Here is a 26,464-nt window from a genome sequence, read left to right on the forward strand (position 1 = left end):
ATGGACCGCGAACATGTTAAGGGCGCTGCAGACAAAGCAAAAGGCGCAATCAAAGAAGGTGCTGGCAAAATTACTGGCGATAAGGAGATGGAAGCCGAAGGCAAGATCGATAAAGCCAAGGGATCTGCTCATAACGTCGCGGGAGATGTGAAGGATGCTGCGCGGAACGCGGCTGACGCTCTCAAAAAGTAAAGCATAAGGTTAAACTGCCTTCCCGGTTGCTGCCTCACTTCCAGCCTGCGTCTCTGACGACTGGGCAAGACTATGTCGCCCTCGCCTGATCATATACTTCCGTCATGTCCCAGCTGCGAAGCTTGGCCGATGGCCATCTCGGGTCCTGTCGCGGGGGGGGGGGGTGGCCGCCAAGTTGAGTTTCGCTGCCCGCGGTGCTCGCGCCGCGAGGTGTTCGACCTGCAATCTTCTAACGTCCTTGCCGAGCATCGACCGGCGACCACAAGAGCCTTTCGGAGTGCCGTGCGTTTTCGCTTGTCGCAGTAGCGACGCTGCCTCCGCGCTCTTACATTGGCACCCATCCGTCCAGAAGCCTTCCGTCCCACGAGATGACGCCTTCGTCTTGTTTGACGGAATGCTCTCGGTAGTGCGCGGCCCAGGAGGGGTCCCATTCAATGAACTTGTTGTTTAGTCCGTCGTGAACGCGGCACGGCTCGTCGGGATTAAACGTGTCCATCGGGTTCATGCAGAACCAACATTCAGGGAAGTTAGCTCGTTCCAAGCAAAAGGCCCCCAGCGAACCGAGGGCCTCAGCGATATCTAGGTGTACATCCGCTCTTAGTGGTGCCAGAAAAGCGCCAGAAGCAGAATGATCGGCAGCGGAATGCCGAGAAGCCAAAGCAAAGCACCTCTACCAAATCCCATCTCGTCCTCCTCAGTTGACTACCAATAACTCGGAAGCCGGGCCAGACGTTCCACTTTTAGGAACTACGGATGGCTCCGCGGGTTGTGCGCCGGAGAACAAGATGGCTGTTAAGCGCAATAAGACGGGCGGACAGTTTATGGTCGTCAAGGAGACGGCGAAGCCCGAGGGTGTTCGGTGGCTGGAGTCATGGCAAAGGTCGTCATAGCCGGCGTGGTCTTCCTCACCCTACTTATCGGATTTTCCGTGTGGGTGATTGGGCTATGACCTGCGACGTGTGCGACGCTTTGTGGCCTTCGGTACGGTCATAGGCGCATGGGACGGTTAGAGTCAGTCAAAGAACAGCCCCGCGACCATGTGAGCGAACGTTATAACGAGGCCGGACATGCAAACGGCTATAGCGATGTCGATGTAGAACAGCAGCCACTCGCGGACCTCATTGCGCATCGGCCTCTTTGTCCAACTCCTTGCGAACCGTAGCTGCGGAGTTGCCCACCTTGTCGATTGCTTTCTGAAGCTCCTCATGGGTCACCCCGAGCGCATGGGTCCAGTACTTCACCTCGTGAGCCTCATGCATGTGTATTTTGCTGCGGTCGGGCTGGCCTCGCTTGGTGAGATTATCCGTCACTTTTTGTCCTCCCTATTTGGGCCTGTTGCGCTACTGCCTTTTGCGACAGCAGACGTAAAGAGAGAGGCTGTGTTCGGTCCGATTTGGGGGCGAGACGGTAGTTTGGTGCCCTTGGCGGGCGTCTCACGCGGCGATTGCGGCCCAGCGCCTCATGTTGAACGCGATAGAGGCAAGCAGGATTTGTCCGCTTGCCTTGGCGAGACCGACGTAGCGGATGCGTGAGCCGCATCCGGCGTTTGAGGGTAGCGAAGGTCGTCTCCACCGTTGCCCGTCGTCGTGCGATGAGGCGGTTGTAGCGCTTGAGCCTCGGCGGCAGCTGCGGGTGATGCCGGTTCGGACGACGTGCGATGCGGGGCTTCTTGCCTTCCGCTTTCAGCCGAGCCCGCCGGGCATGGGTGTCGTAAGCCGCATCGGCCCACACCACGGCTTCATCGCCGCGGATCAGTTCGTCGGCCGGCGTCGTGTCATTGATGTTGGCGGGCGTGGTTAGGACTGCGCGGATCAGGCCGGATCCCTCGTCGACACCCATGTGAGCCTTGTATCCGAAGGTCGAACCACCCTTGCCCTGTCGCTTGACGAACCGGGCATCTGGGTCGTTTGACGGACGATCCTCCTTCGGAGGAACTGAGACGGCTTGGATCAAGGTTGCATCCAGCATCGTGCCGCGCTTGAGGATGACACCAGCATTCTCAAGCTGGCGATCCAGCTCGCCAAACAACTTCTCCAGAAGGCCATGTTCAACGAGCTGGTTCCGGAAGCGGTTCAGAACCGTATGGTCGGGCGTCGCATCCTCAAGGCTCAGGCCGACGAAGCGCTTGAACGACAGCCGGTCGCCCAGCGCCTCCTCGAGCTCGCGCTCCGAAAGACCATAGAGTGACTGCAACAACAGCGCGCGAAACAGCACCAACACTGGGTAACCCGGCTGGCCTGGTCCCTTCTCATCTCGCAAATGACCGATCAGCTTCTCGAACCGGTACCATTTGACCAAGCCTGCCAGCCGATCCAGAGCCGCATTGGCGCCGGCTCCCTTCGGCATCAGCGCGTCCACAAAGCTCGGTTGGCCCGTCTGCTTCACCGCCATCATCATTCCCCCAAAAGCCTCGCCTTAGGGAATCACAATTGGCGAATTACGCAACTGGCCCTATTTTGGAGAACTGAACGCAGCTAGGAACGGCGCGTTCCTTTGCTTAGTCCCTTGAACGAGCTGGCGCGGAGCAACCCCTCAGAGGTGATGTCCCGATACTCGACGTCGGCATAGAACTTCGGCTCGACCCAAGTGGCCTTGGGCTTCTTGACGGGCAAAGTGAGCTTCTGCTTTGGAGTGACGACGGTATCCAAGGCCTTCCGGATCTCCGCCGACTTCGTTCGGCTCCAACCCGTCCCAACCTTGCCCATGTAGCGCAACTCTTTCCCTTCCATTTTGCCGAGGTAGAGTGCCGCCACGCCGGTCGGGTCTTTGATGAAGCCGACTACTGGGAATTTCTCGCGCTGGACTGCCTTCACCTTGTGCCAAGCTTCCACTCGCTCGGACCGATACGGCGCATCGATGCGCTTTGAGACGATGCCCTCATAGTTCAATCGGCTGGCTGCAGCAAACAGCTCCTGGCCGTCGCCTTCATGATGCTCGCTATAGAGAATAGGCGGGTCCAGCAAATCGATCAGCTCTTTCAAACGCTGCTTGCGGGCAATCTGGGGCTTGCCCCGGAGGTCCTCGCTGTTGTGGAAGAGAATATCGAAGGCATAGAACAGCATCCGGTCTTGCCGGCCCTGAGCAAGATCTGCTTGGAGTTCTGAGAAGTTAGTCCGCTGCTCATGCACCACAACAATCTCGCCATCGAAGATAGTCTGGCTCTTGAGCCTGAACGATCCAGCGATCCGCGAGAACCGGTGAGTCCAATCGTGGCCGTTGCGCGTGAAGATTTTCGAGGCGCCGCGGTCCACGTGCACTTGAGCCCGGTAGCCGTCGTATTTGATTTCGTGAATCCATTGGGCACCCGAAGGTGCATTGTCCTTCAGGGTCGCCAACTGGGGTTTGATAAACCCCGGCATTGACGCCTTGGTACGCTTCGCCACGCTACGCAACCCACAAAAATTCCGCCGCTGGAGGCGGGCAGTGTACTCGACTCTTTCCCGTGAGACTCCCCAACGCTCAGGGTATGTCGCTGTTCCTGCGGCTACCGCCGATGCTATAGGACTTGTTGAGGAAAAACTCGCGATTGCCCAGCGCTGCCTCGGCGTACTGATCGATAGCGAAACGCAGAGTCAAGAGGCCGCTGTCCAAGAACCAGGGCAGGTGCGCTCTCGCTGCAACAAAGGGCTGCTCAGGACTCGCCGGCACGCAGGGGCCACCGCAGCCTATTCAATTACCTCGTCGGCGCGAGCGAGAAGGGCGGCTGGCACGTCAAGATCGAGAGATTTAGCGGTCCGCACGTTGACTACTAATTCGAATTTTGTCGGTGCTTGGACTGGTAGTCCGCTTGGCATCGTTCCCTTTAAGATGCGGTCCACGTAGGGAGCAACCTGGCGGAACAACTCCCCGACCTCTGGTCCATAGGACAGCAAGCCGCCATCGGTTGGAGCGACTCGAAACGGGTATACCGCCGCCAGTCTATAGCGAGCCGCCTGTTCGATCACAGTTCTACGATGCACCGCCATGAAGCTGGCAGCCATGATCACAATACCTGCACCCGGTTCTTTGGCCGCTGCCGAAATTGCAGCAGCGATCTCAGCGTCACTTCGAACCGGATTGAGCATTGGCGTCATTGCAGCGCGGCGGGCGGCGTCTTCGAACGCGCGAGCAAAGAACGAGCCGCCATTAGGTGACGCATCGGGGTTAAAAAGACCTGCCACTCTTGAACACGACGGTCGATTTCTTTGAGAAGGCTCAACCACTTTCCTGCCAAGGAGGCTTCAAAATTGACAAAGCCGGTCATGTTGCTGTCGGGACGCGCCAAGCTCTGTACAAACCCTTCGCCGATTGGATCAGAGACAACCGTGAAAACTATCGGAATTGCTTGAGTTTCGCGCTTGACGGCGGCGGTGGTAGGGGTGGATGTGGTGACTATCACGTCGGGTCGCAAAATGACCAACTCCTTTGCGAGCTGTGCCGTTCGCCCTGCATCAGCCCCACCCCAGCGAACGTCGATGAGCACGTTCTTGCCGTCTACCCAGCCGAGGATCGCTAAAGCTTGCTCGAATATCTTGAAACGAGCGCGCCCCAAGGGGTCGTCCTCGGAGTAGAACATCAGAATCCCAATGCGGCGAAGGCCGCGCTCCTCCCTCGCCAGCGCCACCCGTGTCGGAGAAGCGGCCACAGCACATAGGATACCGATTATCTCCCGCCTGTTCACGTCGCCTCCTGAGGCCAGGGATCGCTGATATTAGCCGAGAAGGTCTCCATCTCCAGAGATAATGTGTGAGTGGCTCATCAAGCGGAAACCACAATGGCCGTGAGCTAGACAGCTAAGGAGCTTTGTGGCGCCCGAGGCTATGAGCGATGCACCCTGTAGGACAGCGGTGGTCCTGAATGTCTCACTTGTCCTTTTCGCTGGTCCCGACTGCGCGCAGCGGTGCAGGCTTATTCGCCCGCGGGTTGGTCGCGTCGACAACCAAGCTGTCAAGCTCCATGTTAGGAGCAGCCTTGATCACGAGATCCTTCGGTGTGCCCTCGGCGGGCTCATACCAGGGCGATTTTTCGATTGCACCGCCCTCAAGCGCTTGAGCCATCAACTGCCCGATTTCCGGCCCCGTCAGCGGGACTAGGCTGCCGTTCTCGTTTTTGTAGAGCTGAGGACAAAAATAGAGTGCATGTATCCGTGGATCATAGCCGTCTATAACAACGAAATACTGCGGCTTACCGAATAGCCTGCGTTTCTTTACGAGCTTCCGCTCTTGCGTGGTCAGTGCCACCCGGAGCTTGTCACGTTGCTGGCCAACGATGGTGGCCGCCTCCAGAAGGACAAGCCAATCTTTTGATTTAGCGTTGTCTGCGTGAACGGGGACCAGAGTACCGTGCTGCTTACCGAAGATGCTCATGCGGCCAGCCTACCAACGCGCCCTGTGACGTCAAGGCCAGCGGCAGCAGCGCCAAAAGTAGGTTCAGGATGCACACTTTCGCACATGTAAGTGGACCGCTGCAGCAGGCCGCCAGTGAAGTCAGCTCGGCGGCGGCGAACCTTTAGTGGAGGAAATTTGAAGTCGGCAGGGGGGCGACGCCAAATTAGGATCCCCCACCCGGGATGGGACCCAAGGTTTGACTAAGTGTGTCCCAGCCTTGCCTGGATACGCGATCCATAATCCTTTGGTAGTGCAGTCGAGGCGACCTGCAGAGCATCGCGGTCAGGTGCCACACGTCACCCCGAGACGAGAAGCATGAAGCTCGGCAACCCAAAGCGACGCGATGGGCTCTTCCTTTTTCTCCTTGCGTGCCCGAGCTTGGGAACCTTTGGCCGGTGGATTGATCGCTGCCGCAGAAATCAGGCGACGATCCAACGGTGCTTCCAAGATTCCGTGGCTTGGCTGGGCGTTGGTCGCGGTTTGTATCGTCTATCCGCTCCCTGAATCGCGATGGCCGGGCGTTCCTACAGTCCTGCCGATTCTGGGCGCAGCAATGATAGTCAGGGCGCGGCAGTGGACCGGGGAAGCGAGCTTGCTCGGGATGTCTGCCATTCAGCGCTTAAGCGATCGTACAAGCCGGGGCCTTGGGAGGGCGTGCTGCGCAGATATGAGCGGATACCGGCGCTGGCCGGGCGAGCTACATCCGGATCGCCTGACCGTCGGCGCCGCCGCTCGCGAGCGCAACGAGATACAATCGTTAGTATCACTTGGATCGTTTAGTCCGCCGGTCGCTTCACTGCTGGCTTGCGCGAGATGATCGCCTCCACCTTCTTCAGCGTCTCTGCAAACTCAGCTCGGAGATATTGTTCGTGTTCTCGGTCTTTCGGCTCCGAGAGGAATGCGACCTTCACGAGGAAACGGTTTAATAGCGACGCAATGGCAAGATCGTCAGAGTGTTGCGAGCGCAGGGCCGTGAGTTGACGACGCATCTCGATGAGATCAAGTCCGTAGTCTGACTGCTGTTTCAATAGAATAGCCTGCAATGACAACGAAGCCGCCGCGTCGAGTATGATGGCGCGACGGCTTCGCCATCGGGGGGCCGGACCAACGGCAATGTCCGGCCGTGAGAAGCTAACGCTCCGCAGCTTCGCTGCAATCAAAGTCTGGAATTAAGCTTGATGTCGCGGTGGCGGGTTAATTCCGGAACCGCGACGGTGAGCATTCAAACGCGACCGAGTTGTTTAGACCGCGGCTCACACGATGCACGCACCTCTGCTCGTTCCCGCTCGACTTCCTCAGCATCCTTGTCATCAATATTCATAAGCGAGTTTTTGGCGTCCCCATGAACCTTCAGGAGTTCGTCCAGCTTGGCATGAATGGCTTGCGTGTCGCGGTGCTCGGCGCGCTGGATCACGAGGGTCATTCCCCAGGTCGCGAGAGTGGCAAGCGAATGCCACTCTAGGCCCTTGCCGAAGACCATCCAAAGCGCGGCATAAACGAGAAACACGACGAACGCGGCTGGCCGCGCAGCCAGCACGCCGATATTGGTCAACCAGCCTCGGACTTCCTTCAGGGCCATGGCAATCAACGTGGCGCTGCTTTTGTCGGTTCCACGACCCTCTACAGTTCGAGATGCCGGCGGCTCTTCACCTTGATCCAATGCTTTCGGCGCCCGAACACGCGGTAGGTTCCTGAGCCAGAGCGAAATTCCCATGGCCGCGCCGGGGAACGGAGCGTGACCTCGAGCGGTTCATTGACTTCCAACGAGCGAGGATGGTTATGACGACGAAGACGAAAAAGGATCTGGCGGTTTTGACCCTGAGTACATTGGCAGCTCTGCCGGCATTCGGCGCTGTTGGCCTTTTTATGTTGGGCGTAATTGCTTGGTAATGTCGGTTGGCTGGAGGGCACGCGGGCCCATGCCATCCGAAAAAAAACGACGACGGGTGCTAGCGGAAGCTGAACCATCATGCCGTCAGCGAACGCCAATGCCGTTGTAGGGGTCCTGTTGGTCGCGGCGCTCCTTTATCTCGTTTTTGCGCACTGATTACCCTCGACCGAACGACGCCGGATCGCGCCGAGGCGCGTCCAGCCAATCAGCGCGCTGCACGCCTTAGTTAGCGCTTGCTCTTCGGAAACGCTCCGCAGAGCTTCTGAGCGCGCCGTGCCCTATCGCAGTAAATCGAACGGAAGCGGCCTTGCTAAATAGACTTTGCACCCGCTGCTGCAACAGCAGACGGCTAGCACAATGTTCATGTGACGTTGCGGACGAAAGGTTACGCGGCGAGATCGAAGGACGCGATCAGGGCACGCATATCATCAGCCAGTTCACGATAGTGCCGGCTAGCCCGCCGGTACAGATCGCGATTGCTTCCTTCCGATTTCTTGGCAATTTCCTCGCACTCGGCGGCGAGGCACTCAAATCGATCCAGTTTCGCCTGAAAAGCACTCATGAAAAACGCCTCACACATTGGTGATCCGACGTTTAGCCGCAGCGATCGGCGAGAGTAAACACAATTCGATGCTGCGCTGCGGCGGCTGATGGTTCTCAGCCATGGGAATCGGGTCGGCACTTTATACCGACCTAGCGCGGGCCTCCCTCGCGCCGGATAGGCGGCGAGCAGCCGCCGGCTCAAACTCTGCTATCGTTGACGGCGGCTCCCGCGTGGGCGCGATCGGGCACCGATCCTTTGCCTATCTAGCGACCGCCGACAACAAGGCCCCAGAAAAGTGCCTTCAGTTATTCTCAGCTCTTTCTCCGGCAACTGAGCCCGGCGGCGGCTTCAATTGCTCCATACCTGCTTCAATGATCGCGAGTTCGTCTTGGACATCCTGAATGGCCTTCGCGGCATCGACGCTAGAGATGCCGCGAAGGTCGTCGAGCATTTTGCGCCGGTGTGCAAGCAACTCGGAGAGCGCTCGTTCGTCTCTTGCAGTGACGTATCCGGCGACAATCAGCTCCATCGCTTTCGACATTTGGATCGCTCCTTGGCGCCGGCTAATTCCTGGTCTTTGAAAGGTGGACGGCTGATGTGTGGCTGCGCCGTTCCTTTGCTTCGGTGCTGAGGCGCGCGACCGTTGTGACAATCGCCGCAACGAGCGCGATCCAGAAACAGACACCGAAGATGTACAAAAGCAATTTGCGCATATCGCTTTTCGCGCATAGGGACGGAGCCGACGCGCCGAATATAATGGCGCGCCGACTTCGCCACGGGGGCCGGACAAGCAACATCCGGTCGCGGTAAACCTAGTGGAGCCGGCTGCCGTCGCAACCAAAGTCGCGAATTAAGCTTGATGTCGCAGCTGCGAGTTAATTCTGGAACTGCGAATTTGATGCACGGCAGTCTTTGGTACGTCCGTGATCTGATGACCGATAAAAGCTGCCGCGAGCGAGGGCCTGTTTTGATTGAGGAAACGAGCGCGCACGCAAGCTGCGCGCGGCGCCTACTCCTATTCAAGGGCCGCCGATGTCAAACGCGCCGAGGCGAAAATCCTCGTCGGACTGCTCCACCGTGGAGCCCGCGATTAAAGTGAATGCAGCTTCCGGGTAGCAAGCCCAGACTTCGATGTCCTCTGACGTGACGGTTTCGGTCCCGCAATCTCCGCACGGCGAGTGCTGGGATGTCTCGACAATCCAGACTCCCGATCAGAGTAAAGTCCTCATCACCCGCTTGGTCCAGGCAAATCGAATCTAAGATTTGTTTGCGAACGTGCTTGGTGCGATCATCAAGCGACGAAAAGGTTTCGCTCTCATCGTAGTACCATTCTACAAGCCATCGAAGCGAACCGGTGGGCGCCTTCTCTTTGGCTTTGGCCCTCGCTGGCAGCTAGGGTTAAATCCGGACGAAGATTCCGGCTTCTAGGCGGTGACCAAGCATTTGAGAAACAAGGCGGGAGGTGACAGCTCTCTGTGCGAGGCGCTTATGCGCAGTGATTAGGGAAGGTGCCCCCGTCCGAGTTGTCAACTGTGTCGGAGCGAACGAGCACGCGAGCGCTTCGCCGATACTGCGTGGAATGCACCTTATCTGAGAGCTAGTGGGAATTCCCGCTCCGACAAGCAACGCAAAGTGCACGAATGTCCACTTCATTCTGCGTTCTGCTTCGAAGCAATCCATAGTGCAGCAGTTCTGGCGTAACCGTCCGGTGAGGGCCGCGGGATGATCGCGCGGTGCGGTGGCCCGATCAGGCTGCAGACTGAACGGGGCTATTCTTCCATTCCCAAGGCAGCAGCTCATTGACCCGACCTTGCGGCGTGCTGGCGATGCGGGCCAAGACGTCCGCCAGCCAGGCTTGCGGATCGATGTCGTTGAGCTTTGCCGTCATGATCAACGTCGCCATGATGGCGGCGCGGTCAGCGCCGCGTTCCGAGCCGGCGAACAGCCAGGACTTGCGGCCGAGAGCAAAGCCGCGCAGCGCGCGCTCCGCCGCATTGTTTGTCAGGCAGATCCGCCCTTCATCGATGACGCGAGTGAACCGATCCCAGCGGCGCAGCATGTAGTCGATTGGCTTGGCGACCGATGAGGAGCTCGATAACTGTCTGGCCCTTGGCCAGGATCGGCACCGTGGTGTCATCGCCGTGCAGCCGCTCGGCGGCGAGGACATGGCGCTCAATCAGCCCATAGATCGGCTGTAAGGCAGCCGCGCAGGCGCCGACCTGATCGGCCAGTGTCGACAGGCTCAGATCGATGCCCTCCCGGGCGTAGCGCTCGCTCTGCCGGTTCAAGGGCTAATGCTGGCCGAACTTCTCGAACAGGATCATGGCCAGCAGGTTGGGCCCGGCAAAGCCGCGCGGCGTCACGTGGAAGGGGGCCGGCGGCTGGGTGATCGTCTCGCAGTCCCGGCATGAGAACTTCTCGCGCACCGTCTGGATCACCTTCCACTGCCGGGGAATGACCTCCAGCGTCTCGGTGATATCTTCGCCCAGCTTTGATAGCTTCGATGAGCCGCAGCAAGGGCAGCTCTGCGGTGCGGCGACCACGACACGCTCGCGCGGCAAATGGTCGGGGAACGGTTTGCGCGACGGACGCTTGCGCTGGAAGGATTGTACCGTCTGCGCCTTGGCTGCCGCCCTCTCAGCCGCCAACTCGTCTTCGGTTGCGGTTGCTTCCAGCTCTTCGAGTTGAAGCTCCATCTGTTCCAGGAGCCGTGCCTTGCGCTCCGAGCGGCTGCCATAAATATGGCGACGCAGCTTCTCGATCTCGAGCTTGAGGTAACTGATCAGGGCCTCGGCCGCCGCGTCGGCAGCTTCCGCTTTGGCGCTCGCCGCGACCGCTTCCGCTTGAAGACGAGCGGCGCGCTCCGCCAGGATCATCGCATGCGCGGCGGCAAGATCGGTGGGGAGCGATTCAGATGTGGTCACGACGATGATGGAATCACATCCATCACAACCGCAAGCTCAAAGCCTCATCCGACCGATGTCGGCCGCCACGTCTCTTGTGGGTGCCGCCAGTCGATCCCGGACAAGAGATAACCGAGCTGCGCCGACGAGATCGTCACCACACCCTCCGCCGAGCTCGGCCAGATGAAGCGCCCCCGCTCCAGGCGTTTCGTGAACAAACAGGCGCCCTGGCCGTCATGCCAGATGACGTTCAAAAGATTGCCCCGGCGACCGCGGAAGCAAAACAGGTGGCCGCCAAGCGGGTCGCGATGCAAGATCTCCTGAACCTGCAAGGCTAGCGACGGAAAGCCCTTCCGCATGTCGGTATGGCCGGTCGCCAGCCATACCCGCACGCCGGCAGGCAACGGGATCATCGTGGCCGTCCATCAGCCAGCGCCGCCACGACTGCGCTCAGCGTCGCCGCGTCAACCGCGCCTGTGATCCGCATCCGAGCCCCGGCCGCGAACTCAATCTCGATCGCACCGCAGCTTCCTGAGGGCGCCCTCAACGGTTGCCGGTCTGGCGCAATGGAGACTGCCGCAAAACGGACCTCGTCATCCTGCCGCTGTATTGGCTCGGGCCCGCAAGCGAGGACGCCGGTCCGCGCCTGCCGTCGCCAAGCCGTAACCAAATTGCGGTGAACGTCATGCCGTCGAGCGACCTCGACAACACTGGCCCCCGGCGCCAGACTCTCCTCCACGATCCGAAGCTTCTCGGCACTCGTCCACCGCCGTCGCCGCTCAGGACCGGACAGAACCGTAACCGTCGTCACGTTTGCTCATTTGCTTGCGAATTAATGAGCAAACCATCTCACGCTCGAGCGCTATCCGGGAAGGCGGCCTTCACCGGAGGCTTACGTTCTGGCTTCAAGGTGCCTGGGATTAGCCCGGCAAACTCTGATCGGATTCAATTCAGAGAACACATTGGAACAATCAAGGCCTGCCGCTCTTAAGAAGGCAGGAGGCCGGCTATGTTGCGAGCAAAATCGTCTCGCCCGATCCGCACGACGCTCAACCTCGCCGACGCAAAGCAGGTGAAATCTGTTCGGAGGCGGCTAGACATCTCTGATGCCGACTTGGTTCGGATCGTGAATAAGATCGGCAACGCCTTAGCTGCGATCAGCAAGGAGGTTGAGCTCGAGAGGCTTTCGGCGCTTGAGCAATCCATTTCAAAGAAAGAACCCGTAGCGTTGGCATAGGGCGCTCTCGACCCAAGGAGAAAAGCGATGAACGGTCTCATCTATCTAGTAGGGTTGATCGTCGTCATCCTCGCCATTCTTTCGTTCTTGGGCTTACGATAACGCCGGGCAAGACCAGAGTGTCCGTGCCCGCTTGAGGGAGCCGCCTCTAGCGGCGCAGCAAATGGATGATCCGCACCAGGTGAACTCCATCATTGCCACGGCAATTTGTGCTTTTTTCAAAGGACATCCCGACGCGCAATGTGGAATTGAAGAGGCCAAGCTTCTTGGAAAAGCAAATTGTTGAGGCTCTAAATGAAGCGGGCCTGCGGATTACCCCGATTGATCCGGAGCGGTCCTCTCGCTAGCTCTGCCCTGAAACGATTTTGGCGACGGATTAACATGAAAGTCGTCATAGGTTAATCAGCAACTTAGCGAGATCCGAGTGTGTTTGACTGGATTAAAACTGACCCCCGGCGGAAGGTAATCCGAGAGGATCGGAGATACGTGGTTGCCCGAACGCGGCGTTTTCTGCGAAGTTACTTATCAGCAGACGAACCACGCAAACAGCAATTTTACGAGGCGGTTGAAGGCGCATCCGCCGCTTGCCGTCCAGTCATTGATCCGTTTGCCGATGACGCGCAGATCGCCAGAGACACTGCTGAAGCCGCGCTTGAGGTTGTAAAACGACGCAGCCAACGAGGAAATGACGGCAATGACCGTTTGGCAATATTCATCACCGATGCCTACGCCACAGTAACGATGGCATATCACCGCGCCGCGGGCATATACACGCTCGATAAAGAAATGCAGCAGTTGGGCACCGCTGCCGTCCATCTTCTGACGATTGCAACATCCTACATGACAGCCTACCCACCGGCCGAAGCACCTCATGAGGAAGCCAGGCCAAGCTCTACCGGCTAGCAGATTGTAGATTTGAGCTGGAGCAGCCGGCGGCTCCCCAATGCGCGATCTTGGTCGTAGGCTCGCCGGCTGTGCTGCAATTGATGCTTGGAATTGGACGGAGGCATGCTGGGCTGGTGGCCGAAGCTGCCGTAGTTCATCGGCCGACTTCTTCCATAACGTATGATAGGCGAAAGGCCGGCGGGTGCAGCGATCCTCAAGCGATTGCTCACCTTCCGTCGGAGCCTGTGATTAGCACTCGCCGCTTAAGGTGTAACAGTCACGCTCTTAAACACTGTCCCACCATTGTTGGACCAGCCGACAAAGCGGACGGTCTGCGGACCTCGCGCGTTCGCACTGAACTTCCAGAGCGCGGAACGCGTATCCGCCTCCGTTACAGTACCGAGTGTGAGACTGGCAGCATTTGGAAAATCCATCGCCACCCCGTCCTCGCGAGTCGTCGAGACTCCAAGCAGGCTTATCCCGCCTGATGCAGCGGCCGCCGATACCTGAACCCCGTACGCCTCGTAACTCGGGTTGGAGATGGTTGTTCTGATTGTGAAAGTCGATCCGACCGCAGGGGACGTTGTGCTCGGAGTAGCAGTCATAGAAATCGCAGGGGTTGGATCGCCACGAATGATCTTGGCCGCGATCGCAACCGGTAAGCCGAATGATGGGGCTCTCCAGTTGATCGCTTTGAGCCGAAGAACGCCTGGAGGTGGATTGTCAATAATAAGATATTCGACGTTGTCGATGTTAGACTGCGAAGCCCACGCGCCGCATTGTCCAACTGCGTCCGGCGTGCAGCTCGCGCCAGGATCGGCCCACAGGTCGACGTCGTATGTCACCGCCTGTGATGCTCCCGCACTCGCCTCGGGCTCGTCCCAGGTCAGTACGGCGACAACGCGCTTGGTTCCTCGAGGCACGTCGATGTCGAAAAAGCCCCAAGACTTGTCCGTGATCGTCATCCACGCCCAGTGGCCGCTCCAGCCATTGGGGTCGAGCCGCGCCCAGTGCGATTGATAGTCGGAGACGCGTCCGAGCCCAAAATCATTGCGTCCACCGCCGGTGTTGTTTGACGGGCTGGCTTCGTCAGAATGCAGCATAGCGGAAGCCATGAGGTGGGCACGAAGTAGGTGTGGTCGATTTCTGAAATCGGGATAGTGCTCTAGCAGCGTCGCCGCAATGCCACTGACATGTGGCGTCGCCATGCTGCACCCGCTTTTATCCACATAGCCATCCGTCGTTCCCGCTTGCGCGGAGGTAACCACCGCGCCCGTTGCAACGAGGTTTGGCTTCATCCGATTGTCGCCGGTCGGGCCTCGGCTGCTGCTGTTGGACAATTCGCCAACTTGGCTTGATCCTGAGTCCTGCACGTTCCCGACCGTCAGCGCATTCTTGGCAACGCCAGGAGACCAGATCGATTGCGCCCCCGGACCGCTGTTGCCCGAGCAGACTATATAGGCCTGGCGTGTTTCCCAGACTCGGGCATCTAGCTTGCGCGATTCGGAATCGGTCCCCGTCTGTCCCGAGCCGCTCGCCCCACCGCTCAGATTGATGACAGAGGGCCTTGGCGCACCGCAGCTGGTCGCGTCCGCCATGTAGTCGATCGCGTCGCGCAACCAAGAGTTCTGTCCCGTATTAGTCGATTTCCAAATCTTTCCGACCCGGATCCGTTCGCCTGAACCAAGAGCAGTTGCGACGCCGCGGAATCGAGCTTTTGCGGTGCCTGTCCCCGAAATGGTCGCAAGAACATGAGTGCCGTGGCCATTCTGATCGTTCCAAACGCCTGCTGCGTCAGTGGTGAAGTTGATCCCACATCCGTTCTTGTTGAGATCTCGGTGCATGGTCGCAGCCGCGCTGCCCAGCATGGCGCCAGTATCGAGCAAGCCCAAGACGGTTCCAGCACCCAGGAAGCCAGACGCGCGAATGTAATCAACGCCATTCGTAGCCATGCTCTGATCGTGCCCCCCACCACCTCGGCGCTCGACCTCGATGAACAGGACGAAGTCCAAGCCGGACAGGGAGCGAATTTGGTCGGGCGTTGCGAGAGCCTCATAGCTTCGCAATCGTGGATCGTACCGACCGATCTCGGCACCAGCTGCCCGGAGCCGTTCGGCGAACCCTCCGTTGAAATCAGTCTCGAACAAGCTGATGATAATTGGGAACCGAGCCACCGCGGCGCCGAGGCGCTCAATCGCAGATTTCAGCTCCGGCGCTAATTTTTGATCGGGGGAAGGGTAAGTCAGCGACTTAAACCCGGGCAATCCAGCGATGCCCTCCAACGTTTGTGCACTTAAGAGGAGCCGAACCTTGAGTGCGGTTCCATGCAGTCCTAACGATGCGACGCCGAGCTCGCTCATCAAGGCGCGCTCAGTAGACGCGTCGGGGAGGGATTCCATCAGCAGAAAAGCATACGTTTCCGTCCGCTCGCCTGCCGCAAGATCGGATCGTATGCGTGGGTCGATCCCGGGGGGCGGTGTTGTTGATCCTCCCGAGAATCCGATGCGATAAACATCGAACGGCCGAACTTCCGTGTCGCTGCGCGAAGGATAATCGGCCGGCGGGGCCGGCCGAGCTTTCGGCGCAGACACCGGCCTGTTAGGTGCTTCTGTCCGGACTGCCGTCGCTTCCACGCCTTCGTGGGGTAGTGCGTCGCGAGGCGGCTTGCGATCAATAGGGGGGAGGGACCGATCTGCCACTGCACCGTCGGACTTACTCGCGCCCATATCGCCCCGTTTGACTAGGTCTTCCGCACCTGTCGCGCCAAGTGGCCCAATGTCAGTCTGCCGCAGCTGAAAGTTTCTCACCCCCTCTTGCATCGCTTCGAGCGAAATGGGGTCTCCCTCGCTATCCCGCTCGAGGGGCATGACGCCACTCTGACCGGCAGTCCTTTCGGAGTGAGTAATGGATTGCGCGGACGCAATAGCCGTAGGCCCACAGGCTAATAGGACCGCGATTGGCATTCTCGATAGCACCAGACGGCAGCAATCAGCCAAATTGTGGGGCAAGAAGACTTCGTACATTGGCGCTCCTCCAAATGAACATCTCTTACGAGCCTACTTGATGAGTTGAATCCAGATTGGTCGGTAACGCCGACAAGCCCGGAGGGACTAACTCTATCCGAACGTAACCGCTCGCTACGCCTCACTCCACCGTTTTGCATGGTAGCAAATTGATAAGCGGACCCTAACAGCATAAACAGGAATTATGCAGTGATCCAATTCACAAACGGTCTCGATGCGCGACCCAGAGCCTCACGAGCAGCACGAACAAGGCGAGCCAGAGCAGGATGATGCCGAGCGCTACAAACCAAATCGTTGGCAATCAAGCTTCGCCATCTTCCCTTGAGCAGTTCTTACGTCCCCGCAAAACGGACGGGCTCCAGCCTCTGGATGATGGCTGGAGCCCGCAGAGCCGCCGTTGGGCTTAAGCGGCTCGACCGGGTGAACCGGATGGGGGACCCCGGTCGCGTTAAATCATCGGGATTGCCAGAACGTCGGCTTGACCTAGGTCAATCGCGCCGCGTGCGGTCCTAAGTTTTCCACTGATCGCACAGGGGACGGCCCCAGCCAATGGGGCTTGGCCGAGGCCGCATTCCAGAGCCACTCCAGGTCTGTAGCTCACCGGGTTTGTCAGCAGCCCGGTGCAGCGAGGATTCAAATTGCCAGATGTTCCCGCTATACTTATGCAAAATGTAAGTTCGTTTTTTGCTGTTCCCGACCGTCTCGTAAATCGCTAGAGGGCGGATTGATGCGCCAGAACGGATATGCCGCCAGTTCTTTCGAATGCTGCCCGAACATATCGAACCGCCTGTTTGTAAACTCCGTAATCACGCCGAAAAATTCAATTGGTGACCTGATCGACGCAAGTCTGAGGCCGAATTCAAAAGCTAACTGCGCGTTGGCCCCGGCAATCTCAAGAAGCTTCGCTTGATACGTCTGCATGTTTGCGGTCGCTAAAGCAAAGCCTTTCATTCGATCGCTGCCCGTCATTCTCTGACTGAGGTCATCAGGTAAGGTATCTACCCGAGGCTCTTTAGGATCATCATGAAGCCCAAGAGGCGGCTCAATCGGGAGTGCCGTAACAGAGCGAAGTAAATCCTCTTTCTGGCTTCGAACAAGGGCCTGCTTGTTCCGTTGGGCCCGAGCGGCCGATTTCGGATTGCGGGCGCGCTTCAGCGCTGTCGCCGGTTTGCGTTTGCTCATCTGACGCTCCAAGAAATGGGGGTGCGACTTCATTTCTGAAGGTCAACAGGCACTGTTATGAGGCGTTCCAAACCGTGGATTGTTGGGAGTCTCCCTTCGAAGCCGTGTCGGCTCTTCCATGTCAGAGCAGGATGAGTTGGACGTCGGGTCGACCATGGGCGTCGAGGAACGCCTCCAGCGATGGCGGGACGTCACCACGCGCGGCGCAGCGCTGCTGCAGCTCGTCGGCGATCTCCTCCGAGGCATCGCGGCTCCAGCCCTCCGAGGTGTTGAAGCTCACCACGCGGACCGGGTTGCTGTACTGCCCCTCCAACAGGTGCCGCACCAGCGTCTCGCGGTCGGTGTGCTCCTCGTCGGTCTCGGTCCATGCCCGGCCAAGGTGGCCGCCGAAGTCATCGAGCACGAGATAGATGTCCCGGTCGGAGCCGGGCACAATCGACGGGGAAGAACGCATAACACAGCTCCACCGAGGCGAGATCGATCGATCCAAGCGGTCGCGCCAGATGCGTCAAGCTCGGCTATTGTTTCGTGGCCTTGCGTAGAAATGGACGCATGACGTCGGTGGTCGTAAAGCCGGTCTCGAACCCGTTTGGCAGCAACGGCAACTCGTCGGGCCCGACCCTGTTGCAGACGGGGCAGATCACACCCGCGCCGCCGCAGCCGCAGGCGTTGGGCCCTTCCCACGGGCGCTCGGGGTGGTTCTCGCAAACCCAGTGCGTGCCGTCGCAGCGCGCGCAAGTCATGTCGGACCTCCCTTCAATGCTATGCGCTCGGTAATCTCAGCCCGAGAGTTCTCTTCGTCTGTACGAAATGGACCGGATTGGAGATTAAATTCGAGGCGACCGGCTTTGAGGACGGCTCCGGTTGATCCGGCAAGGACCCGGAGCCGCCGCCAACCCTTCATGCCAGCCCGCGTGAAGGGCTAACGAGCAACCAAATTTTTCCGCCCGTGTGTTGTTCCTGCTGGGCGCGATGAAGAACAGCGCGATGTGATTGAAGCGGCCCCGGCCGCCATGACTGGAGGGGACAGGTCGGTCGGTCCGGGGCCGCGCTTGCTGGCTTAGCGGCGAGCCAGTTGAGCAAAAAATGGGACCCGTTGTGCGTCGTTCCTATCTCCGTTCTGACCGCGTTACCTTGTCCCAGTCAGATCCGCTGACGTTAAAAAAGATCGGCCATTCTTGAACCACCGCAGGGTGTCCGCGAGACCTACGTCCGAGGGGCTGGGATGGAGAGTTTCCATGACCAAGCAAATTGCCGCCTTTGCTCTCGTTATTGCTGCCGCCGTGACTGCGGCCATGGTTCCTATTCACCGCGCCGTGCCTGCGAGAACGATATCTGTTGCGGCACTAACAGCAGCCGCAGGCAATCTCCCAGTCAGTGAATTCGAGGACCGATCAGTGATTTTTCTCACGGAGCGCTAGGTGACGATCGGACTGGCGATCACGCTACATCGGATGCCTGCAAGGCTCAGAAGATGACTGGGTCGTCAGGCTTATCGCGTAGCCGCACATAGGTGCCGCTCTCGTGCAATTCGAGCCAGCCCTTCTCGATTGCATACTTGATCCCAGCGCCGAACTCCGGACCGCTCGCCTTGAGCTGGAAGAGGAACGGTGGGTTGATCTTCTCGATGTGAATGCGCCCATCCTGAACCGGCGGGATGCTGGCGGCCAGCTCGATCGGTTTGCGTGCGGCTGCCTCCGGGTCGGCGTAGGGACGGTCCCCAACGTGCTTCATGCGCCGATCCCCCGGTGAGCGGTGTGAACGTGCAACTCGCAGGCAATCGGGATCAGCTCTCCGCAGAAGCACCTCGACCAGCCGTTGGCGCTTTGCGTTGGCATCCGGTACCCCCCAGCTTGCATGCGATACTTCCACGAGTGGAAGTCGCGGTCTCGCCGCCAAGCTTCAAAATCGTCCTCGCGAAGCGTCGGTTCTACGTCCTGCCACGCGCGCTCGAATGCGGCGCGGGCTTCATCGAATGTCGCGGACGAGCCGGAGCGCTGCGTGCCGGGTTCCATGCCCGGATAGAACCCAAGTTTCCAGCCCCACTGATCACCGCCTGTCGGAACGCCAGCGCGGATGCCGATCGTTCCGATGAGGACGTCGCCGAAATAGATGTGCCAGGTCTCGTGTTGGTCGTTGTCGCTTCGGCGATGCGTCAGATCGGTCATGGCGGCGTATTAGCAGGAACGGAACCGATCGCGCCACCCATACATCTATTGCCATATCGCCCGAACTACCGCGCCCCGTACACGTTGGGCTAGTGACCAGCATGATCTGGCTGGTACCTGCGTGTGATTGGCCCCAACTCCGCCCCCCTGAGTTGGGGCCACTTTTTTTCGATCCGCGATCAGCACCGGTCGAGGTCTGCTTCGGCACCAGTCCGAGCCAGGCGCCGAAGTCGCGGCCTTTCGAGAACACCTCTGCAGTGCCGATCGCGGCCACCATTGCTTGAGATAAGCGGGCCAATGCCGAGCACCGTCATCAGTCGCTCGCAGGCCTTATCTTGACGGGCCAGTGTTTCGATCTCGCTAGACAGCCCCTCGATACGTGCATCCAGCCGGCGCCAGTCGCCCGCCAGATCCTCGATGATGCGCAACATGCGAGGCAAGAGCACATCGGTGCGCGTCGCGAGGATACCCGGCAACTCGGACCGCAGGGAATGCAGGCCTTGCCGCACGGCGATGCCCCGCTCCAGCAGGAACGCACGGATCTGATTGATGACGCCGGTACGCTGACCGACCAATCGATCGCGGACACGGTGCAGCGCCTGAAGGTCGAGCTGATCGGCGGTCCTGCTCGCGACGAACTTCATAGTCGGGCGTTGGACAGCCTCGCAGATGGCTTCCGCATCTCGGAAGTCATTCTTCTGGCCCTTCGAATAGGAGCGCACGTATTTCGCCGGCATCAGGCGGGCGTCGTGGCCAAGCCTTTGGAGCCTGCGACTGAGATGATGGCGCGCCGACGCAGGCCTCCATACCGATCAAGCACGGCGCCAGGTTTGCAAGCCGCGTTTCCACCTGGCCGCGTGACCACTTCTGCCGCAGCACGATGGCACCGCGCTGATTCTGGCCAACGATGTGGAACGAGTTCTTGCCGATATCGATGCCGATCACGGTGATCGATGCGTTGAGTTTCTGAGACATGGCGCGCTCCTTGTCTTGAACGCCCCTTGCCAGCTTCTCGTGCTGGCAGGGCCGGAGCACGGCCGGACCATCCCATTAGCAGTCAAATTAGGGCCAAACCCCTGTGGCTGGCCCGATGCTCCACCGTCGTGCTTAAGAACATTTCTCCCGTCGCCGTCAGGAGCAATCATGAATCGTCAGGACTGGCGCTTTTACGGATTTGTGGGCGGATGCCTGAGTTGAGGTTGTTGCGCTGCATGGTGCCGTTCCTGACACCAGCGAGCGTCGACATGGCTGGGCGGAAACCGCGACCGGCTGCGGTTCGCATAGTCTGCTCCGTGGTTCGCTCCGGTCTAAGGATGTACAGGGTTTCAGCGGTGGCGTTTCAGGGGTCGCAGCGAGAGGAGGCGTTCTAGTCTTGATCCAGAAGATGCTGATTTTGGCGGGAAATCTCGCGCGCGTGTCTGACTCTGCCGCTTCAATTCAATTATCAGCGCCTCTTGTTCGGCCAGTCGTCGCTCCCCTTCGACGACAGCAAGTTCAAGTCGCCGCTACTCGTCATAAATCGGAGCTCTGTCCAGAAGTACGCTCCGCGGCGCAAACGCCGCGCGGCGCCTTCAAGCGCGCTGGGGATCGGCTCCGCGACGCAGGCATCATCGGAATTCAGAAACCATTTTGGTGGGCCACCGGCAAACCGGTCGCTGGGATGGGGGGCTGACCATGCCGGTGATCAAGGTGCAGTTGCCGGTCGCGACCAACGACCCGACCAGGAACGCGCTGGCGCTCATCTATGCGGAGGGCCGCAAGTTCATGAAGCAGCAGGTGCTCCTATCAGGCGACCAGGGCTCTCACGGGCTCCGACGTCAAGGCGTTTTTCGACGGCAACTGCCGCCGAGGTCGCTGGGACATCGGCAAGCGCATGGAGGATCAGGATTGGTGATGCTCCGCCGTGAACGCAAGGGGCGCATCATCTTCGAGAAGCTGAGATCGCGATGACCGCTCGCGCGAGTGGACGTCATTGACGCAAAGCGCTGCACCGCCGCTTCAAATGACGAAGGCCGCAGCGAACTCAATCGCTGCGGCCTCTGTCATACCAAAGACCCGGGTGAAACGATTCTTACGTGAACTATGCGCCAGCCCCGGTATTGCCAAGTTTTCCCGATGCTTGCCGTTCCCGCTATTACATACGTGAATCCTCGGGTGCGAAAGCGCTACGCTCTCCTGTTGGGAACAGTGCGAAAGCGAACTGAGCGCCTTTTGATCTGGGAGTAGCCTTGCCTCCGCTTGGTGAAACCGACCAAGCACCTCCAGTTGCGACCGGTCAGTCAGTCTGCCAACTGTACTGACTGGGGCGTAACAGGGGCGTTTCCGGACGCGAAAAAAAGACCCCGCCGAATTGGCGGGGTCTACTTCGTTCCACGGCGTTCCGCCGCAACCGCGCGCGCGTGATCCGAGTTTGCGTTCATCCTTTGCCGCCAGTTATCATCCCGGCAGACCCGTGTTCCCTCGGGGCGGATTGATGCGCCAGAACGGATATGCCGCCAGTTCTTTCGAATGCTGCCCGAACATATCGAACCGCCTGTTTGTAAACTCCGTAATGACGCCGAAAAATTCAGTTGGTGACCTGATCGACGCAAATCTGAGGCCGAATTCAAAAGCTAATTGCGCGTTGGCCCCGGCAATCTCAAGAAGCTTCGCTTGATACGCCTGCATGTTTGCGGTCGCTAAAGCAAAGCCTTTCATTGGATCGCTACCCGTCATTCTCTGACTAAGGTCATCGGGCAAGGTATCTACACGAGGCCCTTTAGGATCATCATGAAGCCGAAGAGGCGGCTCAGTCGGGACTGCCGCAACAGAGCGAAGTAAATCCTCTTTCTGGCTTCGAACAATCGCCTGCTTGTTCCGTTGGGCCCGCGCGGCCAATTTCGGATTGCGGGCGCGCTTCAGCGCTGTCGCCGGTTTGCGTTTGCTCATCTGACGCTCCAAGAAATTGGGGGTGCGACTTCATTTCTGAAGGTCAACAGGCGTTGTGATGAGGCGTTCCAAACCGTGGATTGTTGGAGACTCCGCGAGGCGCGCAACGGCGTGCGTGCAGCCAAGGCCTCGCTGGAGGCCGCACGGAGGATCACAAATGACGAGCCGAGCTGATGGCAAAAAGCGGCCCCAACTCGCTGGCGGGCAAAGCTGGGGCCGGAGCACAGGCCCAGCCACTTCGCTAGGCCCTATGAAAGCATGCACCGGCACCGAGTCGATTCGCGATATGCCAAACGGATATCTGCGAGCCGCTTGCGCGGCGAGATCGAGGACGCGGCGGAAGGCGTCGCCAGTCGCTTTGCGGGCGTTGGCGGGTGCGGTCGGTGCTGATCGCGGATCGAAAAAGCGGCCCCAACCCGGGGACGGAGTTAGGCCAATCACACGCAGGGACCAGTCAGATCATGCTGGTCGCAAGCCCAACGCGTACGGGGCTCGGTCGTTCGGGCGATATGGCAATAGATGTACGGGTTGGCTGTTCGTGAGCCTGTGGTCGCGTGTCGATTGGTGATTTTCTTCAACAAGGTGCTCAACCGAACAGAGGAACGGCGCGCAGGTCCAGTAGGCTTCGAGCTACTTGGCACTGGCACTGGCAATGCGCCAAGTCGGCGGTCCCGGCCTCAAACCCTCAACCGCGCCCACGGCCGGGGCCGTTCCAGTGTCTTGCGATGTCCAACATGAAGCCTGATGCGGGAGAACGCGCGCGCACTTCAAAGGTCGAAGGCCGCAGCGAAACTCCGGACGCTTGCTGTCCCCGTTCTAACCTAGGTGAATCGCGTCGCACGTTCCTTCGGGGGACAGTGCACAAGTGAACAGAGCGGCGCTTGGATCTGGGAGTAGCGTGATCTTGCTTGGCTGCAACCCAAGCACCTCGCGTCGCGGCCCCGGCACTCTCCTTCAGCAGCATTGTCCCTGCGTTGGCCGGGGCCGTCGTCGAGATGAAAAAAAGGGCCGCCGTTGTGAGCGGCCCTCTGTCAGTCCAGCGCCTCGATCTCGCGCATGAAGCGCATCACGTTCTCGCTGAAGCCGTCGGTATGGGTGCTAGACCTCACGCGCCGCCGGTCAATCTGTCCTCGGGGTCACCACGGCACAACGAACAACATGACCAAGATCACGGCGATCGGAAGGACGAGGCCGAGTGCTACAATCCAAAACGTGGCTGGAGCCCGCAGAGCCGCGGCTCGACCAGGCGAACCGGATGGGGAGTCCCCGGTCGCGTTGAATCGTCGGGATTGGCAGAACGTCGGTTTGACTTAGGTCAATCGCGCCGCGTGCGGTCCTAAGTTTTCCACTGACCGCAAAAAAGGGCCCCAGCCAAATGGGGAATGACCGGGGCCGCATTCCAAGAGCCACTCCAGGTCTGTAGCTCACCGGGTTTGTCAGTAGCCCGGCACGCTAGCATTCGAATTGCCAGATGTTCCCGCTATAACTTATGAAAGAGGTAAGTTGGTTTTTGCTGTTCCTAACCTGAACCGCGTCTGGTCTTCGGCCGCTCAGGGCGCCGGTCAACCGATCTTCCAGAGCAGCAGGCAGATCAAAACGACCGGCACAACGTCGAGCAGGACGACCAGAACGGCGAACCAGTCAACTTTGCGCATTTGACACTGTGTGTTCAAAAGTGGACAAAGTGAGTAATCGGCACAGTTGGCACATTACGCGGAGATGTCGAGGTTTGGCAACTCGGCCGGAAGGTAGCAGTGCTAAAGGGGCCGCTTCCACATGACAGGGACGTAGGCGCAGCCGAAATCAGCGGTGACGCTAAGACCTCAGGACCTCAAACGCGAACTTGACCTGCATCAGGGGCCCAAGTTCATCGCGGACCTCGATCGCCATGGTTTGCCGACCCGTGGCGGGCGGGAAGCTGTGCACAGCGTCACGCGCCATATCGGCGAGCGACTTGGCGGCCTCGGCCTGTACCGCGCGAAGGCTGGAAAGCTCTAGGCCTTCCTCATCTACGGCAACGACATCGTTCTCCAGCAAGTCGAAATAGTAGCGCGGCATGGCAGGCATCCTTACGTCAGGGACGCGACAGAACGTTAGTATCAATCGGTCCCGACAGCAAAACACAAACGTTGCGCTCAAACACTCGGGTCAACTACGGCCGTGGTTTCTCGGTGCTAGCTAGAACGCTGACATCTACTAATCTTGAGTACGCTACTCATGCCTAAGGCAAAGGGCCGCATTTGGCGATACGAACAAAGCTGGCGCCAGATTTTGGACGGCATGGAACGTTGCGCTATGTTGCTCACGCACGGCGCTGCCAGTGGCGCTCCAGCTTCGCGAACTTCTTAGCCGACATGGGCCGTAGCCAGCATCGTTCGCCGCCTGAGATTCGTTGATCACAAAGTCGCTTACGATCAACCATTTGGTGACCATTGGATGCTTGGCAAGGAATTTTCTGAATTCTCCGATGGCACTTGTGCCAAACCCCGAAATCAGTTGGTCCACTAGGTAGTCAGAATGGATGCGTTGTGTAGTCGAGTTCACGAGAGCGGTCTCTCATAGTTGCCCGCTTCCATCCTCTCACTCCAGAAATTCGCCAACAAGGCCCATGACACATTTGCTGCGGCCCGCAGACCGAAGAATAGTGGCTTTTTGCCCTTCTGCGACCTCCAGCGATGTCTGCTTTCGCGCCGCTGTTGAGAGGCATAGCGGACATCAAGCTCGCTTACCACGGATAGGGTTTCATTTATTGAGGCGGACGCTTGGTCCTTGGATCTGCCCCGTGCGCTTCGACTGGACTTAGACGCAGCCTGTGGGATCGCGAAAACAAAAAAAAGCCCCGCCTGAGCGGGGCGCTGATCAGGCAGCTATGGGGACCACGTTATCGGCAGCTGGTGCGGCCTGGTGATCGAGCAGAGCGCGGCGCGAGAGGTTGCCGGAATGCTCGGTGATGAACTTCGAATAGGTCCGCTCGATTTCCGCGACGCTCGTGTTGTGGCTTGCCGCGACGACCCGGATGGGGACGTTGAGCAGCAGGTTGCGGACAATCGAGCTGTGGCGCAGCGCGTATAGCGTGACCTCGTCCGGATCGAGGCCGATGGCCATTACGACCTCGGCAACGTCCTCGCGATAGTCGTCCGAGACGCCCTTGCCATCGACGCCCCAGGTCTTGCCGTTGCTCCGGACGAGAAGCGGCGCGCTCGCGGGCCGACCCTTCGCGGCCTTCGCCAGCCTTTCCGCCAAGGCCGGGGTGATGTGGACCGAATAGCGCTCGACCTTTTTGCTGGTCCGATTGAGGCCGCTGCCCTTGGCCGACTTCGGCATCATCAGCCGGGGCTCGGTCTTGTGCGCGATCAGGTCCCGCACATAGAGGCGAGCGGCCTGGGATGGCCGCGCGCCGCTTTGCGCCAGCACGTCGGTAAATTCGCCAAGCTTTTCATCGTGGGCATAGGCGGCCCGGACAAAGCTGACGACCTGCGGATCGGTCAGGATGACGTTGTTGACCTCGTTGGCATCGGGCAGCAGCTGGAGGCCGGTCGTCCAGGCGTGCTCGTTCTTGATGCGCCGGTCGGCCTTGGCAGCGAGATTGAGCGCGGCCTTGATCACCTTGCAGTACCGGTTGACGCTGGCCGGTGCCATCTTCGCCAGCATGCCATCGCGCCACTTGCGCAGCTCCTGGGAGTCGAGCAGCGGGACCGGCTTGGTCAGGAGGCTGGCGGGCAGATGGCCCTTCGGGGTGGTCGCGTTACTCGCGCCAGCGCCGCGCGAGACCAGATCGTCCTTGTAGCGGTCCATGGCGATCCCGAGCGTGACCGGCTTGTTGCCTTGCTCCTCTTCGACCTCGTCCTCGTCGCCGCCGCGCACCAGCTTGCGCGCTTCGGTGACCGCTTGGCCGTAATTGAAGACGGCCTTGCCATCGGCCTTGGCGAAGTCGTCGGCGATGCCGAACTTCTTCAGCCATTCGCCGCCCTGGCCATCGGCGGCGCGGATCGACCAAGTGCCTGCGCCTTCGTTGCGCCGATAGCCGAGCGAGAGGCCGGGGCCGAGCCGTTGCCAGTGAGGGAGTCTCGAGAGAATAGTTACGGGGCTTCGCCATGATCTTGCACATTCCTGTTTGTTTTAGTGTCGGGAAGTGCGGGGTGCAA

25 protein-coding genes and 3 pseudogenes are annotated in these 26,464 nt (G+C 59.4%); 5 read left to right on the top strand and 23 right to left on the bottom strand.

Going from position 1 to position 26,464, the window contains the following annotated elements:
• The gene (locus AAFG16_RS15820; protein ID WP_342739725.1) at positions 1-192 is read left to right on the top strand and encodes a CsbD family protein; all 192 of its coding nucleotides are present in this window, start codon (positions 1-3) and stop codon (positions 190-192) included.
• Positions 193-1,310: 1,118 nt separating this feature from the next.
• Here AAFG16_RS15820 and AAFG16_RS15825 read toward each other — a convergent pair.
• The 13 genes and pseudogenes from AAFG16_RS15825 to AAFG16_RS15885 form a co-directional block, all read right to left on the bottom strand.
• A complete protein-coding gene (locus AAFG16_RS15825; RefSeq protein ID WP_342740914.1) occupies positions 1,311-1,451 on the bottom strand; it encodes a DUF3606 domain-containing protein in 141 nt (46 codons plus the stop codon).
• Positions 1,452-1,625: 174 nt separating this feature from the next.
• Positions 1,626-2,589: pseudogene (locus AAFG16_RS15830) on the bottom strand (IS5 family transposase).
• Between the two features lie 77 nt (positions 2,590-2,666).
• Positions 2,667-3,575: a non-homologous end-joining DNA ligase gene (gene ligD / locus AAFG16_RS15835; RefSeq protein WP_342739726.1), complete on the bottom strand. Its 909-nt coding sequence runs from the start codon at positions 3,573-3,575 to the stop codon at positions 2,667-2,669.
• A 282-nt stretch (positions 3,576-3,857) separates the two neighbouring features.
• Positions 3,858-4,256, bottom strand: coding sequence for an ABC transporter substrate binding protein (locus AAFG16_RS15840; RefSeq protein ID WP_342739727.1), 399 nt, complete (start codon positions 4,254-4,256; stop codon positions 3,858-3,860).
• A 5-nt stretch (positions 4,257-4,261) separates the two neighbouring features.
• Positions 4,262-4,852, bottom strand: a complete 591-nt coding sequence (locus tag AAFG16_RS15845) for an ABC transporter substrate binding protein (protein WP_342739728.1) — start codon at positions 4,850-4,852, stop codon at positions 4,262-4,264.
• Positions 4,853-5,033: 181 nt separating this feature from the next.
• A complete protein-coding gene (locus AAFG16_RS15850) occupies positions 5,034-5,537 on the bottom strand; it encodes a hypothetical protein (RefSeq protein WP_342739729.1) in 504 nt (167 codons plus the stop codon).
• Between the two features lie 797 nt (positions 5,538-6,334).
• On the bottom strand, positions 6,335-6,586 hold the full coding sequence (locus AAFG16_RS15855) for a hypothetical protein (protein WP_342739730.1): 252 nt from the start codon (positions 6,584-6,586) through the stop codon (positions 6,335-6,337).
• A gap of 194 nt (positions 6,587-6,780) precedes the next feature.
• Entirely contained in the window at positions 6,781-7,272 is a 492-nt protein-coding gene (locus AAFG16_RS15860; RefSeq protein WP_342739731.1) for a low affinity iron permease family protein, read from the bottom strand.
• 562 nt (positions 7,273-7,834) lie between these two features.
• Positions 7,835-8,011, bottom strand: a complete 177-nt coding sequence (locus tag AAFG16_RS15865) for a hypothetical protein (protein ID WP_342739732.1) — start codon at positions 8,009-8,011, stop codon at positions 7,835-7,837.
• 283 nt (positions 8,012-8,294) lie between these two features.
• Entirely contained in the window at positions 8,295-8,534 is a 240-nt protein-coding gene (locus AAFG16_RS15870; RefSeq protein ID WP_342739733.1) for a hypothetical protein, read from the bottom strand.
• A gap of 1,206 nt (positions 8,535-9,740) precedes the next feature.
• Positions 9,741-10,869, bottom strand: a pseudogene (locus AAFG16_RS15875) (IS66 family transposase).
• A gap of 92 nt (positions 10,870-10,961) precedes the next feature.
• Positions 10,962-11,309, bottom strand: coding sequence for an IS66 family insertion sequence element accessory protein TnpB (tnpB, locus tag AAFG16_RS15880; protein ID WP_342739734.1), 348 nt, complete (start codon positions 11,307-11,309; stop codon positions 10,962-10,964).
• On the bottom strand, positions 11,306-11,707 hold the full coding sequence (locus tag AAFG16_RS15885) for a transposase (protein ID WP_128944731.1): 402 nt from the start codon (positions 11,705-11,707) through the stop codon (positions 11,306-11,308). The genes tnpB and AAFG16_RS15885 overlap by 4 nt, the downstream gene beginning before the upstream one ends.
• Before the next feature lie 198 nt (positions 11,708-11,905).
• Here AAFG16_RS15885 and AAFG16_RS15890 point away from each other — a divergent pair, with 198 nt between their 5' ends.
• Together AAFG16_RS15890 and AAFG16_RS15895 are read left to right on the top strand one after the other, a co-directional pair.
• Positions 11,906-12,133 (top strand): hypothetical protein, encoded by a 228-nt coding sequence (locus tag AAFG16_RS15890; protein WP_342739736.1) that lies wholly within the window; start codon positions 11,906-11,908, stop codon positions 12,131-12,133.
• A 163-nt stretch (positions 12,134-12,296) separates the two neighbouring features.
• A complete protein-coding gene (locus AAFG16_RS15895; RefSeq protein WP_342739737.1) occupies positions 12,297-12,419 on the top strand; it encodes a hypothetical protein in 123 nt (40 codons plus the stop codon).
• Between the two features lie 239 nt (positions 12,420-12,658).
• On the opposite strand, the gene AAFG16_RS15900 is transcribed toward AAFG16_RS15895, so the two are convergent.
• From AAFG16_RS15900 to AAFG16_RS15915, 4 genes are all read right to left on the bottom strand, one after another.
• On the bottom strand, positions 12,659-12,949 hold the full coding sequence (locus AAFG16_RS15900) for a hypothetical protein (protein ID WP_342739738.1): 291 nt from the start codon (positions 12,947-12,949) through the stop codon (positions 12,659-12,661).
• 332 nt (positions 12,950-13,281) lie between these two features.
• Positions 13,282-15,378, bottom strand: coding sequence for a S8 family serine peptidase (locus tag AAFG16_RS15905; RefSeq protein WP_342739739.1), 2,097 nt, complete (start codon positions 15,376-15,378; stop codon positions 13,282-13,284).
• A 1,323-nt stretch (positions 15,379-16,701) separates the two neighbouring features.
• Positions 16,702-17,223, bottom strand: coding sequence for a Phasin protein (locus AAFG16_RS15910; protein WP_342739740.1), 522 nt, complete (start codon positions 17,221-17,223; stop codon positions 16,702-16,704).
• 121 nt (positions 17,224-17,344) lie between these two features.
• The gene (locus AAFG16_RS15915) at positions 17,345-17,677 is read right to left on the bottom strand and encodes a hypothetical protein (protein WP_342739741.1); all 333 of its coding nucleotides are present in this window, start codon (positions 17,675-17,677) and stop codon (positions 17,345-17,347) included.
• A gap of 784 nt (positions 17,678-18,461) precedes the next feature.
• On the opposite strand from AAFG16_RS15915, the gene AAFG16_RS15920 reads away from it, so the two are divergent.
• Entirely contained in the window at positions 18,462-18,644 is a 183-nt protein-coding gene (locus AAFG16_RS15920; RefSeq protein WP_342733745.1) for a hypothetical protein, read from the top strand.
• A gap of 46 nt (positions 18,645-18,690) precedes the next feature.
• Here the strand turns inward: AAFG16_RS15920 and AAFG16_RS15925 are convergent, their stop codons facing one another.
• The 3 genes and pseudogenes from AAFG16_RS15925 to AAFG16_RS15935 form a co-directional block, all read right to left on the bottom strand.
• On the bottom strand, positions 18,691-18,957 hold the full coding sequence (locus tag AAFG16_RS15925; RefSeq protein ID WP_342739742.1) for a hypothetical protein: 267 nt from the start codon (positions 18,955-18,957) through the stop codon (positions 18,691-18,693).
• Complete coding sequence (locus AAFG16_RS15930) at positions 18,954-19,391, bottom strand: hypothetical protein (RefSeq protein ID WP_342741125.1); 438 nt, start codon at positions 19,389-19,391, stop codon at positions 18,954-18,956. The genes AAFG16_RS15925 and AAFG16_RS15930 overlap by 4 nt, the downstream gene beginning before the upstream one ends.
• Before the next feature lie 175 nt (positions 19,392-19,566).
• Positions 19,567-20,366 (bottom strand): annotated as a pseudogene (locus AAFG16_RS15935) (IS110 family transposase); the annotation flags it as partial.
• A 699-nt stretch (positions 20,367-21,065) separates the two neighbouring features.
• Between AAFG16_RS15935 and AAFG16_RS15940 the strand changes: the two are divergent.
• Positions 21,066-21,341, top strand: coding sequence for a hypothetical protein (locus AAFG16_RS15940; protein ID WP_342739743.1), 276 nt, complete (start codon positions 21,066-21,068; stop codon positions 21,339-21,341).
• A 486-nt stretch (positions 21,342-21,827) separates the two neighbouring features.
• Here the strand turns inward: AAFG16_RS15940 and AAFG16_RS15945 are convergent, their stop codons facing one another.
• From AAFG16_RS15945 to AAFG16_RS15955, 3 genes are all read right to left on the bottom strand, one after another.
• Positions 21,828-22,319 (bottom strand): Phasin protein, encoded by a 492-nt coding sequence (locus AAFG16_RS15945; protein WP_342739744.1) that lies wholly within the window; start codon positions 22,317-22,319, stop codon positions 21,828-21,830.
• Between the two features lie 1,815 nt (positions 22,320-24,134).
• Positions 24,135-24,377 carry a hypothetical protein gene (locus AAFG16_RS15950; RefSeq protein ID WP_342739745.1) on the bottom strand — a complete coding sequence of 81 codons (243 nt, stop codon included), beginning with the start codon at positions 24,375-24,377 and terminating at the stop codon, positions 24,135-24,137.
• 801 nt (positions 24,378-25,178) lie between these two features.
• Positions 25,179-26,183: a site-specific integrase gene (locus tag AAFG16_RS15955; RefSeq protein WP_342739746.1), complete on the bottom strand. Its 1,005-nt coding sequence runs from the start codon at positions 26,181-26,183 to the stop codon at positions 25,179-25,181.
• Positions 26,184-26,464: the final 281 nt, after the last annotated feature.

The organism is Bradyrhizobium sp. B117 (assembly GCF_038969555.1).
Taxonomy (GTDB): domain Bacteria; phylum Pseudomonadota; class Alphaproteobacteria; order Rhizobiales; family Xanthobacteraceae; genus Bradyrhizobium.

Coding starts and splice junctions, on each gene's coding strand:
- AAFG16_RS15865 (WP_342739732.1), bottom strand. CDS start 8,011: ATGAGTGCTTTTCAGGCGAAACTGGATCGATTTGAGTGCCTCGCCGCC.
- AAFG16_RS15950 (WP_342739745.1), bottom strand. CDS start 24,377: ATGCCGCGCTACTATTTCGACTTGCTGGAGAACGATGTCGTTGCCGTA.
- AAFG16_RS15895 (WP_342739737.1), top strand. CDS start 12,297: ATGGATGATCCGCACCAGGTGAACTCCATCATTGCCACGGCAATTTGT.
- AAFG16_RS15850 (WP_342739729.1), bottom strand. CDS start 5,537: ATGAGCATCTTCGGTAAGCAGCACGGTACTCTGGTCCCCGTTCACGCA.
- AAFG16_RS15905 (WP_342739739.1), bottom strand. CDS start 15,378: ATGAGCGAGCTCGGCGTCGCATCGTTAGGACTGCATGGAACCGCACTC.
- AAFG16_RS15920 (WP_342733745.1), top strand. CDS start 18,462: ATGACCAAGCAAATTGCCGCCTTTGCTCTCGTTATTGCTGCCGCCGTG.
- AAFG16_RS15915 (WP_342739741.1), bottom strand. CDS start 17,677: ATGCGTTCTTCCCCGTCGATTGTGCCCGGCTCCGACCGGGACATCTAT.
- AAFG16_RS15945 (WP_342739744.1), bottom strand. CDS start 22,319: ATGAGCAAACGCAAACCGGCGACAGCGCTGAAGCGCGCCCGCAATCCG.
- AAFG16_RS15890 (WP_342739736.1), top strand. CDS start 11,906: ATGTTGCGAGCAAAATCGTCTCGCCCGATCCGCACGACGCTCAACCTC.
- AAFG16_RS15925 (WP_342739742.1), bottom strand. CDS start 18,957: ATGAAGCACGTTGGGGACCGTCCCTACGCCGACCCGGAGGCAGCCGCA.
- AAFG16_RS15820 (WP_342739725.1), top strand. CDS start 1: ATGGACCGCGAACATGTTAAGGGCGCTGCAGACAAAGCAAAAGGCGCA.
- AAFG16_RS15860 (WP_342739731.1), bottom strand. CDS start 7,272: ATGGGAATTTCGCTCTGGCTCAGGAACCTACCGCGTGTTCGGGCGCCG.
- AAFG16_RS15840 (WP_342739727.1), bottom strand. CDS start 4,256: ATGCTCAATCCGGTTCGAAGTGACGCTGAGATCGCTGCTGCAATTTCG.
- AAFG16_RS15940 (WP_342739743.1), top strand. CDS start 21,066: ATGCCGGTGATCAAGGTGCAGTTGCCGGTCGCGACCAACGACCCGACC.
- AAFG16_RS15870 (WP_342739733.1), bottom strand. CDS start 8,534: ATGTCGAAAGCGATGGAGCTGATTGTCGCCGGATACGTCACTGCAAGA.
- tnpB (WP_342739734.1), bottom strand. CDS start 11,309: ATGATCCCGTTGCCTGCCGGCGTGCGGGTATGGCTGGCGACCGGCCAT.
- AAFG16_RS15900 (WP_342739738.1), bottom strand. CDS start 12,949: ATGGACGGCAGCGGTGCCCAACTGCTGCATTTCTTTATCGAGCGTGTA.
- AAFG16_RS15930 (WP_342741125.1), bottom strand. CDS start 19,391: ATGACCGATCTGACGCATCGCCGAAGCGACAACGACCAACACGAGACC.
- AAFG16_RS15825 (WP_342740914.1), bottom strand. CDS start 1,451: ATGCATGAGGCTCACGAGGTGAAGTACTGGACCCATGCGCTCGGGGTG.
- AAFG16_RS15910 (WP_342739740.1), bottom strand. CDS start 17,223: ATGAGCAAACGCAAACCGGCGACAGCGCTGAAGCGCGCCCGCAATCCG.